Origin of the sequence: Methylobacterium sp. PvR107, assembly GCF_017833295.1 — a bacterium.
Lineage (GTDB): Bacteria > Pseudomonadota > Alphaproteobacteria > Rhizobiales > Beijerinckiaceae > Methylobacterium.
Genome location: NZ_JAFIBW010000001.1, coordinates 899,582 through 913,077, shown reverse-complemented (window position 1 = coordinate 913,077; position 13,496 = coordinate 899,582). Strand labels below are relative to the sequence as shown.

Genomic DNA, 13,496 nt, shown 5'->3' with positions numbered 1-13,496 from the left:
GGGTTAAGTCTTCCGGCTTACACCGCGGATATCAATCCCGGGTCACGCCATGCAGATCGTCATCGTCGACTCGAGCCGCGTCGTGCTCCAGATCATCGCCTCGCTGATCGAGCCGCGCGGTCACGACGTGCACGCCTTCACGGATTCGGCGCAGGCCTTGGACTTTCTCGCCGCGACGCCGGCGATCCGGGTCCTGATCACGAGCCTTGAGGTTCGGCCGCTCAGCGGGCTCGAGCTCTGCTGGTCGGCACGCCTCCTCGCCGAGGGGCGCGGCCCCCTGCATGTCATCACCATGTCGTCGGCGCGCAACGTCCGCAGCCTGGCCGAAGCGCTCGACAGTGGTGCCGACGACTTCATCGAGAAGCCGCCAAGCGCCGAAGAGCTGAACGCGCGGCTCAGGGCGGCCGAGCGCCTGACCACGATGCAGGAGGAACTGATCCGTCTGGCTGAGACGGATCCGCTGACCGGTTCCTACAACCGGCGTGCCTTCTTCAATCGCGCCCGTAATGCTGTGGAGCCGAGCCGGCGTTCCGGCGGGGTTTCGGCCATCCTGCTCGATATCGATCATTTCAAGCGGATCAACGACGAGCACGGGCACGATGTCGGGGATGTCGCCATCAAAGCGGTGGCCGATCTGATCGCGGGGGCCGGCATCGCTGGCCGCCTCGGCGGCGAGGAATTCGCTGTCCTCCTGCCGGGTTGCGGACTCTCTCTGGCCCTCGCGCGCGCCGAAAGCCTCCGGGTCGGCGTTCAAGCGCTCGAGATCCCGGGCAGCAAGGGCGCGATCCGGCTGACCTGCAGTTTCGGTGTCAGCAGCTGGGCCGACGGCGACAGCGTCGAAGCCCTGATCAAGCGCGCCGACCTTGCGCTGTACGCGGCCAAGAGCGGCGGCCGCAATCGCGTGCTCCCGTACCGGGGCAATGAGGACGTGGCCGTCGCCGGTTGAAACGGCCGGGCTGCTCCAGATCGGCACAGCCGGGTCGAGCAGATCTCGGCACCTGCCCCAGATCGGGGCACCGATTCGCCCAGCAACCGCAAACGTGCATCGAATCTGCCAATATAAAGCTTAATATTCGCCCGGTCTGATTGGAACGGATCTTGGAACTTGGCCTTCGATCCCGGCCACATGTACCATGTCGGGAGAGAAAGGTGCGAGGTCATGAGTACGGCCGTTGGCGTCCTGATCCTGGATGAGCCGCAGGACCTGAGCGCGACTGTTCGCGCCACCCTGGAGCACATGCCGGAATTTCACACGATCGGCGAGGAAGACCTAGAACAGGCGGATGCCGGAAGCGCGGTCGCGCTGATCTTCCTGGATGAGATCCGGCTGGCCGATGGGATTGCACGCCTCGTCGGCCTGAAGGAGCGCCAGCCGAACCTGCGCACGCTGGTGGCGTTCGGCGCACTCACCGCCGATGACCTGCGCGCGCTCCTGGCTGCGGGCGCCGACGCCTTCGTCGCGCGCTCGAAGTCGCCGCGGGAGCTCGGTGCCGCGCTGCTCGCGCTCGCGGAGGGCTCCGAATGTCTGGTGCCGCCGGAACAGTCCATGCCCATGCCGACCGATCCCGGCGATAGCCTCGGGCTGACACCGCGTGAGGCCGAGGTGCTGCGCTTCCTCAGCTCCGGCTTCAGCAACAAGGAGGTCGCGCGGCGCCTGGCCCTCAGCGTACGGACGGTGGAGACCCACCGACTCAACCTGCGCCGAAAGACCCAGACCGGGCGTCTGAAGGACTTGGTCTCCCTCGCGCGCCAGCTCGGCCTCGCGCCGGTGGTGGACAATGGCGAGCAGGTCCGGCGCGGCACGAACAGCGGCACCGCGTCGAGCAACGACAATCAGTTCCGGCACTGACCGGGACAGCGTGCGGGCGCGCAGGACTGCGTCAGGCGGCGCCGGCCTGCGGTCTTCCCTGAGCGCGCGATCGAGGCTTGTCCTTTGCAGCCGGCTGGGTGCGGGCGGGACCCGCTCTCTTCGCTGCCGCCTGGGCAGGGGGCTTATCACGCGCTGTCTTCGTATTCGGGCCCTGCGTCGCCGCGGGCTTGACCAGTTTCCCCGTGCGGGCGTCGTCCTCAGCCGCAGCCAGCCGTGACTGGAGCAGCCCGAGGACTGCAGCCTCCTCGGGGCGAAGGCTGGATAGATCCTCGCTCAACTCCGTCTCGACCGCGTCCTTCACCTGTAGGAGCAGGCTTCCCTCCAGGTAGCAATCGAGAACCTGAGGATGGATGTAGCATTTGCGGCAGATCGTCGGCGTGTTGCCGAGGCGGCTGGCGACGCTCTCGATCGCCGCCCGGAGATTGCGCTTGGCGCCAGCTTCGCTGTCGAAGCTCTCGAACTCGCGCAGGGCGAGGGCAGCCAGGACCGTGCCGGCCCAGGTCCGGAAATCCTTGGCGGTGAAGTCCTCGCCGGTGATCTCGCGCAGATACGCGTTGACGTCCGACGAGGTCACGTCGCGCTGGGCGCCGTCCGCGTCGAGGTACTGGAACAGTTCCTGACCGGGGAGGTCCTGGCAGGCCTTCACGATCCGGGCGACGCGCCGGTCCTTCAGCGCGACGTCCCAGGTTTTGCCGCTCTTGCCCTTGAAGCGGAACGACAGGGCCGCGCCCTCGATTCGGACATGGGGATCGCGCAGGGTGGTGAGCCCGTAGCTCTTGTTGGTCCGCGCGTAATCGTCGTTGCCGACGCGGATCAGCGTCGTCTCGAGGAGGTGGACCACCGTGGCCAGCACCTTCGCGCGCGTGAGGCCCGGCCGCTTCATGTCGGCATCGACTTGCCGGCGGATGTCCGGCAGGGCGTTCGCGAAGGCCATGATGCGCGAGAATTTGTTCGCCTCCCGCGCCTGCCGGAAATCCGGATGGTAGCGGTACTGCTTCCGCCCCTTGGCGTCCCGGCCGGTCGCCTGGATGTGGCCGTTGCTGCGCGGGCAGATCCAGACATCCGTATAGGCCGGCGGTACCGCCAGGGACCGGATGCGGGCCAGGACCTTCTGGTCCCGAACCGGTGCGCCCTTCGCGTCGAGGTAGCGGAAGCCGGTGCCGCTGCGCTTGCGCGTCAGGCCCGGGCGGCTGTCGTCGACATAGACCAGCCCGGCTTCCTCCGCCGCCGCGCGCAGGTCTCCGCCGCTCTCGACCGTCCCGACATCCGCCATCGCCTGCCCCTCCCGTTTACGCCGCCGGGCTGCACGCCCCGCGAGAAGGCCTCGATCAACTGGCCGTATGGGCCGGCCGTTCCGGGGCTGCGCATCCGCCGCAGGACGCGTCGCGGGGGCGTGTTAGAGGAACGCCATGGCCTCTGAATCCGCCTCCGAAAATCGGCCCGCCCCGATGCGGCGCCTTGTCTTCGTCGTGACCGAGGACTGGTTCTTCGCCTCGCACTTCCTGCCGATGGCGCGGGCCGCCGTCGCCATGGGCCTGGCGGTGGCGGTGGTCACCCGTGTCCGGGAGCACCGCGCCGTCATCGAGGCGACCGGCGCGCAGGTGGTGCCCCTCGAGGCGGAACGGGCGAGCCTCAATCCCATGGCTGCCGGCTACGCGGCCGGTCAGCTCGCCGCGATCCTGAAGGCGCTCCGGGCCGACATCGTCCACTGCATCGCCCTGCGCGGCATCCTGGTCGGCGGCACGGCCGCCGCCATGGCGGGCGTTCCAGCCCGGGTCTACGCGCTGACCGGCCTGGGCCTCGTGGGTGCCCGGCACGACCGGATCGGGCGTGCGGCCCGGCTGGGCCTGCGGACGCTGATCCGCGGCCCGCTGGCCTCGACGCGCACCCGCTACCTGTTCGAGAACCCGGACGATGCCCGCGCGCTCGGCCTCGATCCGCTGGACCAATCGGTCACGGTGATCGGGGGCGCCGGTGTCGATCCCGCGGATTTCATGCCCTCTCCGCTGCCGGCGATGCCGCCGTTGCGGGTGGCCGTCGTCGCCCGCATGCTGTGGTCGAAGGGCGTGGACGTGGCCGTGGAGGCGACCCGTCTCGCCCGGGCGCAGGGCGCGCCGGTCGAGCTCGACCTGTTTGGCGCACCGGATCCTTCGAACCGGCGCGCGATCGCCGAGGCGACGCTGCGGAACTGGAGCCGCGACGGCGTCGCGTGGCACGGTCCCACTGCCGATGTCTCCTCGGTCTGGGCCCATCACCACGTCGCGTGCCTGCCCTCACGGGGCGGCGAAGGCCTGCCGCGGACGTTGCTGGAGGCCGCCTCCTGCGGCCGGGCCCTGGTCGCGTCGGACGTCCCGGGCTGCCGCAGCCTCGTGCGCGACGGTGTCGAGGGTCTGCTCGTCCCGCCGGACGACGCGCCCGCCTTGGCGCGTATCCTCGTGCGGCTGAGCGGCGACGCCCGCCTTGTCGCCGAGCTGGGCGCGGCGGCGCGGTCGCGGATCGAGGCCGGCGGCTTCACCGAGACCGCGGTGACCGACAGCGTCCGCGCCGTCTGGCGCGACCTGCTGGACGCCTGATCATGTTCGCGCCTGACGATCCGACGGGCTTCATCCGCGCCAACACCCGCCTGCGGCCCGTGCCCCACGCCCCCGAGATCCGGCTCCACGTCGCCGACGAGGCGACGGCGTTGTGGCAGCGGACCGAGGAGGAGCTGCAGACGATCGGCCTGCCGCCGCCGTTCTGGGCCTTCGCCTGGGCGGGCGGACAGGCCCTCGCCCGCTATGTCCTGGATCATCCGGATGTCGCAGCGGGCGCGCGCGTGGTGGATTTCGCCTCGGGTTCCGGCCTGGTGGCGATCGCAGCGGCGCGTGCCGGGGCGCGGCATGTCATCGCGAGCGATCTCGACCCGTTCGCCGTGGCGGCGATCCGCCTGAACGCCGCAACCAACAACGTCGCCGAGCGCATCGAGCCCATGTCGGACAATCTCCTCGAGACGGACCCCGAGGCCGATCTCGTTTTGGCGGCCGACGTCTTCTACGAGCGCGACCTCGCCGCGGCCGTGACAGGCTGGCTGATCGGCCTGCAGGCGAAGGGAACCACGGTTCTGATCGGCGATCCGGGCCGGACGTACCTGCCGCGGGACCGGCTCGAATGCCTGGAGACCTACGCGGTGCCGGTCTCGCGATCCCTGGAAGATTGCGAGATCAAGCGCAGCCACGTCTGGAGGCTGCGGCCGTGAGGCTCGGTCGCCCTGCAAAGAAATGGCCGCGGCGCGCGGATGCGCCGAGTGTTCATCCGGAGTGGTAATACGCTACCAACATGAAGCCCGAGGCGCGTCCGTTGCACGCGCCGGATTTATGCGCAGTCCCGCATCGGGGCGTCCTGCGGTCGAAAGGTTCCCGGTGAGTATCGAGTCGAGCGTCAAGCCCAGCATTGCCCGTGTGGTCGCCTTCTCGGGGAGCGCCAAACGGCCCTCGCGCACCCGCGTCCTGGTCGAGGCGCTCGGTGCCGAACTCGGCCGCCTGCGCCGGATCGACCTCACGGTCTACGACCTGATCGATGCCGGGCCCGGTCTCGGGGCGACGCAGCGCGACGCGCTGTCGGCGCCGGCGGCGCAGCTGATCGAGGCGATCGAGGGGGCGGACGCACTGATCGTCGGGACGCCGGTCTACCAGGGCGGCTACGCGGGCCTGTTCAAGCACGTGTTCGACTTCGTCGATCCGGCCCGGATGGCCGGCATGCCCGTGGCGCTGACCGCAACCGGCGGCGGCCTGCGCCACGCCCTCGTGGTCGAGCACGGGCTGCGGCCGCTATTCGGTTTCTTCGCGGCCCATATCGCACCGACTTCGGTCTATGCGGGGTCCGACGACGTGGTGGACGGCCGCATTGTGGACCCGGGGGTCGCGGTCCGGCTGAACGCCGCGGCGGCGGAGCTAGCCGCCCTGATCGCGGTGGCGCGGAAGGTGGAGTCCGACGCGTCCCGCTGACGGGATACTCCCCCGTCCTGCAACCGGCCCTAGATGCGGAACCGGATCACGCTCACGCGCGAGGGATCATGTCAGGTTCTCCGATCATGGCCGGCAAGGCGCCGCCGCTCCCCGCCACCTACGTCACGGCCTCCGGGCTGCCACGCTACAATCCCGTCGCGCAGGCGCTGCACTGGGTGACCGCGGGTCTGGTGCTCGCCATCCTGCCGCTGGCCTGGGTGGCGATCAGCCTGCCTCCGTCGCCGGCCAAGGGCAGCGCCTTCGTGCTGCACAAGTCGGTGGGCCTGACGATCCTGGCGATCGTGGTCTTGCGGATCGTCTGGCGCATGATCCGGCCGGCACCGCCGGACCCGCAGGCTCCGCGTCTCCTGACGCTGATAGGCCGTATCAACCATTGGCTGCTCTACGCGATCTTCCTGATCATGCCGGTCAGCGGCTACCTGCTGAGCGCGCTGTCCGGTCGCGACACGCCGTATTTCTGGCTCTTCATCGTGCCGGGCCTGCCGAAGGACGACGCGGCTCAGAAGGTGGCCGAGTCGATCCACGTCGCCGGGCAGTGGTTCGTGTATGCACTGGTGGTGCTGCACATCGCCGGCACGGTCTGGCACCTCGTCATCCGCCGCGACGGCCTTCTCGAGCGGATGCTCCCGGTTCAGGATGGCCGCGGCGCCTCGCGTTAGGCGTCAATCGACGCGGCGCAGAACGAAGGTGGTGCCGACCTCCGGGTCGCGCCGCCAGCGTCCATCGCCGTTCGGGACGAGCTCGATGCTGTGGCCACGCTTGGCGGTCAGCGTCAGGCGGCCGTTGGCGTAGCGCCAGCGCACCGGGTCGAACACCTCCAGCCCGCCATCGTGACAGCCGGGGACGATCCTCACGCCGCCGCCGGCACCGTCGATGGTGATCCGGCAGGTGTCGCGCTCCTGGAAGCGGTCCAGGGCGTAGACCCCCGGCGCCGGTCCCGACACGGCGACCGCGGCCGGCTGCAGCTCGGCCGGAACCGGCGTCGCGGCCTGGAGCGTGGAGGGCTTTGGTGCAGTCCCGGGTCCCGGCTCGACCTGAGCGCCCGCTCCGCTCGCCGCCTCGGCAGGGCGCATCGCAACGATGTCCAGCGGGACAAGGCTGTACTCCTCGCCGCTCTCCGTTCTTGCGACGAGGCTGCGCTGATCCGGCCGCTTGGCGAAGTCGAGGATCGGACGGACGTTGCGGTCGACGAGGCGCACGGCGCCATCGACGAAGAGCCATCCGGCGACGCCGGCGATCACCGGCAGCGCGCGTCGGCACCCCGCCGGGAAACTCACCTTCCGTCCGGCCTCGCCGCTGTCGAGCCGGAGTGTCATCACGCAGCGGCGGTTGGTACCGTCGCGGGACAGGTCCCAGGTTCCGGGAACCTCGCCGAGCTTCTCGGGAAGGCTCGGCGGGGCGAGTGCTGCGACGGGCGGGGCGGCGAGCATGTCGGCGGCCGGGGCAGCGGAGCCGGGGGCCGGCTCAGGCCCCTCCTGAGCCGCCGCCGGCCAGGGGATCAGGACCAAGCTGGCCAGCAGGGCGGCCTGTGCCGATCTCACGCCTTCGGTCTCCAGGGTGTCTCTGTGACGGGCGTCAGCGGGCCCCGGCCCTCGAGCCACGAGACGACGTTGTCGACGACGAGTTGCGCCATCGCGGCACGGGTATGCTCGGAGGCGGAGCCGACATGCGGCAGCAGCACTGTGTTGTCGAGGGCGGCAAGGTCTTCCGGCACGTGCGGCTCATTCTCGAACACGTCGAGACCGGCACCCAGGATCGTGCCCGCTTTCAGCGCGGCACTCAGCGCCGCCTCGTCGACCAGCGTGCCGCGGGCGACATTGATCAGGATGCCCTCGGGGCCGAGCGCCTCCAGCACGGCCGCGTCCACGATGTTGCGCGTGTCAGCACCACCGGGCGCCACCACGATCAGGATATGGACGGCCCGGGCGAGGCCGAGCAGGCTGTCGTGATAGGTGAAGGGCATGTCCGCCTGTCGGCTGCGGCCGTGGTAGTCGATCTCCACGCCGAAGCTCTCGAGGCGTCGGGCAATCGCCCGCCCGATCCGGCCGAGGCCCAGGATGCCGACGCGCCGCCCGCGCAGGGAGGCCGTGAGCGGGAAGGGCGCCTTGGGCCAGTGGCCGGCACGCAGGTAGCGGTCCGCCTGGGGGATCCGCCGCAGGGTCGCGAGCACGAGTCCGACCGCGAGATCGGCGACCTCGTCGGTGAGCACGTCCGGCGTATTGGTGACGGTGATGCCGCGCCGATGGGCTTCCACCGCGTCCACGGCGTCGTAGCCGACACCGAAATTGGCGATGAGTTCCAGGTTCGGCAGCCGGTCCATCAGCGCCGCATCCACGCCGACCTGTCCGCCCACGCAGAGCGCACGGATCCGCGGGCCGATCTCGGCCAGCAGCGCTTCCGGATCCGCAGCGCCCGCGAGCCGGTGGACCGTGTGCCGCCCCTCGAACGCCGTCTCTACAAGCGGGTGCATCTTCCGCAGCAACAGGATCTCGGCCGGCGCATCAGGCATCGCTCACTCCCATGTTCGGCCGTCCAGCAATGCGGCCGGTTTCCCCATTCCCGCATAGGGCCTGCGCGGGGTACGGCGCCAGCGGGACATCCCGTCCACGGTGACATCCGCGCGCCGACGCCGGGCGGCCATCGGACCGGGGCAAGGCTGGCCCCTTTCGAAATCCGTGCGCGATGCCTACTAAGGACGACGCACCATCGCGAGAGCTCTGCACCGCCCCATCCCGAAGACGAAAACCGATGACCAGCCCGCGCACTCTCTACGACAAGATTTGGGACGACCACGTCGTCGAAGTCCAGCCGGACGGCTCCAGCCTCCTCTACATCGACCGTCACCTCGTTCACGAAGTGACGAGTCCGCAGGCATTCGAGGGGCTGCGCACGGCCGGCCGCAAGGTTCGCCACCCGGAGAAGACGCTCGCGGTGGTGGACCACAACGTCCAGACCTCCGACCGCAGCAAGGGCATCGAGGATCCCGAGAGCCGTACACAGCTCGAGGCGCTGGCCGAGAACGTGCGCGATTTCGGCATCGAATTCTACGACGCCTTCGACCGCCGCCAGGGCATCGTCCACATCATCGGACCCGAGCAAGGCTTCACGCTGCCCGGCCAGACCATCGTGTGCGGCGATTCCCACACCTCGACGCACGGCGCCTTCGGGGCGCTGGCGCACGGCATCGGCACCTCGGAGGTGGAGCACGTGCTCGCCACGCAGACGCTGGTGCAGCGCAAGGCCAGGAACATGCGCGTCTCCGTCGACGGCACGCTGCCGCCCGGCGTGACCGCGAAGGACATCATCCTGGCGATCATCGGCGAGATCGGGACCGCCGGCGGCACCGGCCACGTCATCGAGTATGCCGGCGACGCGATCCGCGCCCTCTCGATGGAGGGCCGGATGACGATCTGCAACATGTCGATCGAGGGCGGCGCCCGGGCCGGCATGGTGGCCCCCGACGCGACGACCTTCGCGTACGTGAAGGACCGGCCGAAGGCCCCGAAGGGCGCGGCTTTTGAGGCGGCCCGGCGCTACTGGGAGAGCCTCGTCACCGATGAGGGCGCCCATTTCGACCGCGAGGTGCGCCTCGACGCCGGCAGCCTGCCGCCGATCGTCAGCTGGGGCACCAGCCCCGAGGACGTGATCTCGGTGCAGGGCCGCATCCCGGATCCGGCCGAGATCGCCGACGAGAACAAGCGGCAGTCGAAGGAGAAGGCGCTGGCCTATATGGGCCTGACGCCGGGCACCCGGATCACCGACATCACCCTGGACCGGATCTTCATCGGCTCCTGCACCAACGGCCGCATCGAGGATCTGCGCGAGGTCGCGCGGGTCGTCGGCGACCGCAAGGTCCATGAGGGCGTTTCGGCGATGATCGTTCCGGGTTCCGGTCTCGTGAAGGCGCAGGCGGAGGCCGAGGGCCTCGACAAGATCCTGAAGGCGGCGGGCTTCGACTGGCGCGAGCCGGGCTGCTCGATGTGCCTCGGCATGAATCCGGACAAGCTGCGCCCGGGCGAGCGCTGCGCCTCGACGTCGAACCGCAACTTCGAGGGCCGGCAGGGCCCGCGTGGACGGACTCACCTCGTGTCTCCGGCCATGGCGGCGGCGGCGGCGGTGGCCGGGCGCTTCGTCGACATCCGAGAGTGGCCGCAGGGCTGAAATCCCGATTGACGGCGACATCTCCGTTGCATAAACGAAGCCGTCGCCGGCCGATGGCCGACGGCAAGCCCAGGTGGCGGAATTGGTAGACGCGCTGGTTTCAGGTACCAGTCTTGCAAGAGGTGAAGGTTCGAGTCCTTTCCTGGGCACCAATTAACGGAAGTGAGCCCGCCAAGTTGTTGGCGGGCTTTATGTTTTATAAGGTGCGGGATTGATCCGAACCCGGTTCGCTGTCCGCGTGTACGTTGTACTTTCACGGCTGCCGGAGGCCCCAGCCGCATAGCAGGCCTCGATCGGCAGTCTGAGCCACCCACCTCCGGAAACCGTTCCAGGATGGAACGGCGCTCGGCTCTGGCACTCAGCGTGAGCGCACGCCGTAGGCTCGGCGCCGACGGACGAGCCGACAGAGACCGGCCTCAGCGGCCGCGCTGCGGCGTCAGCTTCTGCGCTTGCTTGACTGCCTCACGGCAGCCCTGGTCACCGCGCGTGTTGAGGTCCACGGCCCGCTGCAGTGCCATCTCGGCCTGGGAGATTTTGTTCTCGGACGAGCGCTCCGGGGACGCTTTGGCATCGCCACCCTGCGCCGCGGCATGGACAGCCGTCGGACGGTTTCCCGATTGCCGGCGCACATCGTCGGGTGAGGTCGCGATCCGGCCGATGGCGACGGCATCAGCCTGCGCGCCCCGGGTCGCCGCTTCGATTGGGCCCGAGACGCCACCGACAGTTCCGGGTGTGCCACCGCTCTCGCGGGATGCACCGCCCTGCTGCGCCCGATCCGGATCGGGCGTCCACCCCGGCTTGGCCGTGCTGCCGGTGGTGCTGGCCGAGGCCAAGTGGCCTCCGGGCTCGTTCGGCCCGCGCCGCTGGCCGAAATCGGGCTCGGAAACGGGCGCGCCCAGGCCAACCCGTGTCCCGAGCTCGCGCGTGAGCGTGGCGATGTCGTCAGTGCACGGGCCGCCCGCCCGCGCGAGAGCAGCCGTAGACAGGCTTACAGCCGTGAGCGCGACAGCGCCGCAGAGAAGGGGCAGACGTGTCCTCACAATTTCCCGGAAGTTTATTCTACTGGCACATGCTCAACCGTGCGTAGCAGCGACGGTTCGGTTACCGTCACCTGGCCCGACGAGGATGCGGCGAGCGTTTCGCCGGCCCCATGCCCGTCGAAGGGCGCTTCCCGAAACGCCGCCGCCGCCTATCTGCGCCCTTCGGTCCCGAGACCCACGGCGAGGGTTACCCAGGAGCAGGACGGCGCCCTCAATGTCATTGACGAAGCGGATTGTGGGCCTCGTGGGCTTGGCGCTCCTGCCGGCCCTCGCCATCCAGGGCTACAACGAGTACGCGCTGCGCAGCGCGCGCGGCGACGCCGTCCGGGGCGAGGCCATGCGGACGGCGCGCGGCGTCGCCGTCGACTTGGAGCAGTTCAGTCGCGGCGCCAGGCAGATTCTCGGCATCCTGTCCGAGCTGCCGGAAATCCGGACCAAGAATCCGCAAGTCTGCACGACCTATCTCAGGAGCGTCGTCGACAAGGTGCCGGGATCGTTTTTCTTCGGCGTCGCCGACGCCGAAGGTCACATCCTGTGCAACACGCTCGGCTCTTCTCCCGGCGCCTATACGGTTGCGGACCGATCCTACTTCAAAGAGGCGATGCGGACCGGCGGCTTCGCCATCGGCGAGGTCTTGTCCGGCCGGGTCACCAAGCGGCCAACGATCCAGTTCGCCCTGGCCATCCCGGGCGCGAACGGCCGCCCGGACGGCATCGTCCTGACAAGCATCGATCTCTCCTACCTGGCCATGCGCCAGGCCGCCGCCGGCCTCCCACCCGACACGGCGCTGACCGTCGCAGACCGGAACGGTACCATCCTGATTCGCCTGCCCGAACACGAGGAATGGGTCGGCCAGCCGCTTCCGGAACCCTTCTGGGCAGCGCTGAAACGCCACCGCGGCAATGTGGCGGATCTGATCGGCCTCCGGGGCAATCCGCGGATCACCGCGGTCGCCGAGACGAGCCCGGACGATCTCGGCTCCTTCACGGTCGCGGTCGGTCTCTCACCGAGCACGGCCTTCGCCGACATCAATGCCGCCACATGGCGCGGCCTCGTCCTGATCGGGATCGGAGCCGCCCTGGCGGTCGCCGCGGCCCTGATGGCTGGGCGCGCCTTCATCCGCCAGCCGGTCCGCCGCCTTCTCCGGGCGGCCGCAGCTTGGCGGTCCGGCGAGCTGGGCGTGCGCAGCGGGATCGGAGGGCCTGGCGAGTTCGGCCAGCTCGGCGAAGCGTTCGACGCCATGGCGGTCGCGCTGCAGAAGCACGAGGGCGAACTGCGCGCCGAGATCGCCCGCAGCCGCCTCCTTCAGGAGCGGCAGACGCTGCTGCTGCACGAACTCAACCACCGCGTGCGCAATACCCTCACGACGGTGCAATCGCTGGCTCGGCAGGCCCGGCGCGACGACGACCGGAGCGAGCGGCTGGAAGGACGCATCCTCGCTCTTTCGAAGACGCACGATCTGCTCTCGCGGGATGATTGGGGTGGGGCACCGCTGCGGCTCGTCATCGAGAACGAGTTCGCACCCTTCCAGGATGGGGACGGTCGCCGCTTCAGCCTCGATGGGCCGGATCTCGAGCTGCGCCCCCGCTATGTGCTCGCTCTCGGCATGACGATCCACGAACTGACCACCAACGCGGCCAAATACGGTGCCTTGGCGACGGAGAAGGGTCGGGTCGACGTGACGTGGCGTGTCGTCATGGGACCCGACAACGCCCGCAGGCTCGCGTTGGAGTGGCAGGAGAGTGGGGGACCACCCGTGGCGGTACCGACCCGTCGGGGCTTCGGCACGCGCCTGATCACCGGCGGCATCAACCGGGAACTCGGCGGATCGGTCGAGCTCAGTTTTCCGCCCGAAGGCGCACGCTTCACGCTCGATGTTCCGCTGGACGAGCCCGACCGCTTCCTCTCCTTCCGCCAACTCGCCGGCAACCTGCCCCAGCCCGTGGCTTGAATTACGCGGGCGCCTGGAACACGGCCGAGCCGGGACCCTGGCGGCCGGTGCCTATCGCCCCTGGAACCTGGACCCCGCCCAGCCGAGCGCGCGACCCACGCCGAAGCCGCCAAGAGGGCTTCGACGATCGGGACGATCATCCAATCCATCGGTCCTGCACGGGGGCCGAACTGGCCTTTCGACACGCCCGATGCGGCACCCAGACCGCCGATCGTGGACGCTGCGGCGATGCAGCGAAGAGACCGGGAACGCCGCCGGAACGCGGTGGCGGCGTCCCACCGCCAATGACCCGGAACGCCCGGCGCGGCTCGGGGCGACGCATCGGGCGCCTATGCGCGCGTTGCCGCGCCCCGGAAAGCGCTGGACCGGATCAGCCTCGATCGCGCGCCGCGCCTGCGCATCACGCCAAGCAGGATCGCGCCGCGGCCGGCATTCGACACCGGCACGCGGACAGGAGGGGGGGGCAGGCG

The 13,496-nt window shown here is 69.7% G+C and carries 12 protein-coding genes and 1 tRNA gene; 9 read left to right on the top strand and 4 right to left on the bottom strand.

Annotated elements, in window-relative coordinates; genetic code table 11:
• The first annotated feature begins 49 nt into the window (after window positions 1-49).
• Window positions 50-946, top strand: a complete 897-nt coding sequence (locus JOE48_RS04115) for a diguanylate cyclase (RefSeq protein WP_210027958.1) — start codon at window positions 50-52, stop codon at window positions 944-946.
• A 213-nt stretch (window positions 947-1,159) separates the two neighbouring features.
• Window positions 1,160-1,849 carry a LuxR C-terminal-related transcriptional regulator gene (locus tag JOE48_RS04110; protein ID WP_210035554.1) on the top strand — a complete coding sequence of 230 codons (690 nt, stop codon included), beginning with the start codon at window positions 1,160-1,162 and terminating at the stop codon, window positions 1,847-1,849.
• 31 nt (window positions 1,850-1,880) lie between these two features.
• Here the strand turns inward: JOE48_RS04110 and JOE48_RS04105 are convergent, their stop codons facing one another.
• Window positions 1,881-3,143 carry a DNA topoisomerase IB gene (locus JOE48_RS04105; protein ID WP_210027956.1) on the bottom strand — a complete coding sequence of 421 codons (1,263 nt, stop codon included), beginning with the start codon at window positions 3,141-3,143 and terminating at the stop codon, window positions 1,881-1,883.
• 175 nt (window positions 3,144-3,318) lie between these two features.
• Here JOE48_RS04105 and JOE48_RS04100 point away from each other — a divergent pair, with 175 nt between their 5' ends.
• From JOE48_RS04100 to JOE48_RS04085, 4 genes are all read left to right on the top strand, one after another.
• Entirely contained in the window at window positions 3,319-4,443 is a 1,125-nt protein-coding gene (locus JOE48_RS04100) for a glycosyltransferase family 4 protein (RefSeq protein ID WP_409518556.1), read from the top strand.
• A 2-nt stretch (window positions 4,444-4,445) separates the two neighbouring features.
• Window positions 4,446-5,105 carry a methyltransferase gene (locus tag JOE48_RS04095; RefSeq protein ID WP_210027952.1) on the top strand — a complete coding sequence of 220 codons (660 nt, stop codon included), beginning with the start codon at window positions 4,446-4,448 and terminating at the stop codon, window positions 5,103-5,105.
• A gap of 163 nt (window positions 5,106-5,268) precedes the next feature.
• A complete protein-coding gene (locus JOE48_RS04090) occupies window positions 5,269-5,853 on the top strand; it encodes an NAD(P)H-dependent oxidoreductase (protein WP_312893061.1) in 585 nt (194 codons plus the stop codon).
• A gap of 68 nt (window positions 5,854-5,921) precedes the next feature.
• The gene (locus JOE48_RS04085; protein WP_210027941.1) at window positions 5,922-6,533 is read left to right on the top strand and encodes a cytochrome b; all 612 of its coding nucleotides are present in this window, start codon (window positions 5,922-5,924) and stop codon (window positions 6,531-6,533) included.
• 3 nt (window positions 6,534-6,536) lie between these two features.
• Here the strand turns inward: JOE48_RS04085 and JOE48_RS04080 are convergent, their stop codons facing one another.
• Both JOE48_RS04080 and JOE48_RS04075 read right to left on the bottom strand, forming a co-directional pair.
• Window positions 6,537-7,415, bottom strand: coding sequence for an AprI/Inh family metalloprotease inhibitor (locus JOE48_RS04080; RefSeq protein WP_210027932.1), 879 nt, complete (start codon window positions 7,413-7,415; stop codon window positions 6,537-6,539).
• Window positions 7,412-8,383, bottom strand: coding sequence for a 2-hydroxyacid dehydrogenase (locus JOE48_RS04075; protein ID WP_210027930.1), 972 nt, complete (start codon window positions 8,381-8,383; stop codon window positions 7,412-7,414). The genes JOE48_RS04080 and JOE48_RS04075 overlap by 4 nt, the downstream gene beginning before the upstream one ends.
• 239 nt (window positions 8,384-8,622) lie before the next feature.
• Between JOE48_RS04075 and leuC the strand changes: the two genes are divergently transcribed.
• A complete protein-coding gene (leuC, locus tag JOE48_RS04070; RefSeq protein ID WP_210027928.1) occupies window positions 8,623-10,035 on the top strand; it encodes a 3-isopropylmalate dehydratase large subunit in 1,413 nt (470 codons plus the stop codon).
• A 67-nt stretch (window positions 10,036-10,102) separates the two neighbouring features.
• Window positions 10,103-10,187, top strand: a tRNA-Leu gene (locus tag JOE48_RS04065).
• A gap of 264 nt (window positions 10,188-10,451) precedes the next feature.
• Here JOE48_RS04065 and JOE48_RS04060 read toward each other — a convergent pair.
• Window positions 10,452-10,868: a hypothetical protein gene (locus JOE48_RS04060; protein WP_245252707.1), complete on the bottom strand. Its 417-nt coding sequence runs from the start codon at window positions 10,866-10,868 to the stop codon at window positions 10,452-10,454.
• 421 nt (window positions 10,869-11,289) lie between these two features.
• Here JOE48_RS04060 and JOE48_RS04055 point away from each other — a divergent pair, with 421 nt between their 5' ends.
• Window positions 11,290-13,026 (top strand): sensor histidine kinase, encoded by a 1,737-nt coding sequence (locus tag JOE48_RS04055; protein ID WP_210027916.1) that lies wholly within the window; start codon window positions 11,290-11,292, stop codon window positions 13,024-13,026.
• The last annotated feature ends 470 nt before the right edge of the window (window positions 13,027-13,496 follow it).

Coding starts and splice junctions, on each gene's coding strand:
- JOE48_RS04115 (WP_210027958.1), top strand. CDS start 50: ATGCAGATCGTCATCGTCGACTCGAGCCGCGTCGTGCTCCAGATCATC.
- JOE48_RS04110 (WP_210035554.1), top strand. CDS start 1,160: ATGAGTACGGCCGTTGGCGTCCTGATCCTGGATGAGCCGCAGGACCTG.
- JOE48_RS04105 (WP_210027956.1), bottom strand. CDS start 3,143: ATGGCGGATGTCGGGACGGTCGAGAGCGGCGGAGACCTGCGCGCGGCG.
- JOE48_RS04100 (WP_409518556.1), top strand. CDS start 3,319: ATGCGGCGCCTTGTCTTCGTCGTGACCGAGGACTGGTTCTTCGCCTCG.
- JOE48_RS04095 (WP_210027952.1), top strand. CDS start 4,446: ATGTTCGCGCCTGACGATCCGACGGGCTTCATCCGCGCCAACACCCGC.
- JOE48_RS04085 (WP_210027941.1), top strand. CDS start 5,922: ATGTCAGGTTCTCCGATCATGGCCGGCAAGGCGCCGCCGCTCCCCGCC.
- JOE48_RS04075 (WP_210027930.1), bottom strand. CDS start 8,383: ATGCCTGATGCGCCGGCCGAGATCCTGTTGCTGCGGAAGATGCACCCG.
- leuC (WP_210027928.1), top strand. CDS start 8,623: ATGACCAGCCCGCGCACTCTCTACGACAAGATTTGGGACGACCACGTC.
- JOE48_RS04055 (WP_210027916.1), top strand. CDS start 11,290: ATGTCATTGACGAAGCGGATTGTGGGCCTCGTGGGCTTGGCGCTCCTG.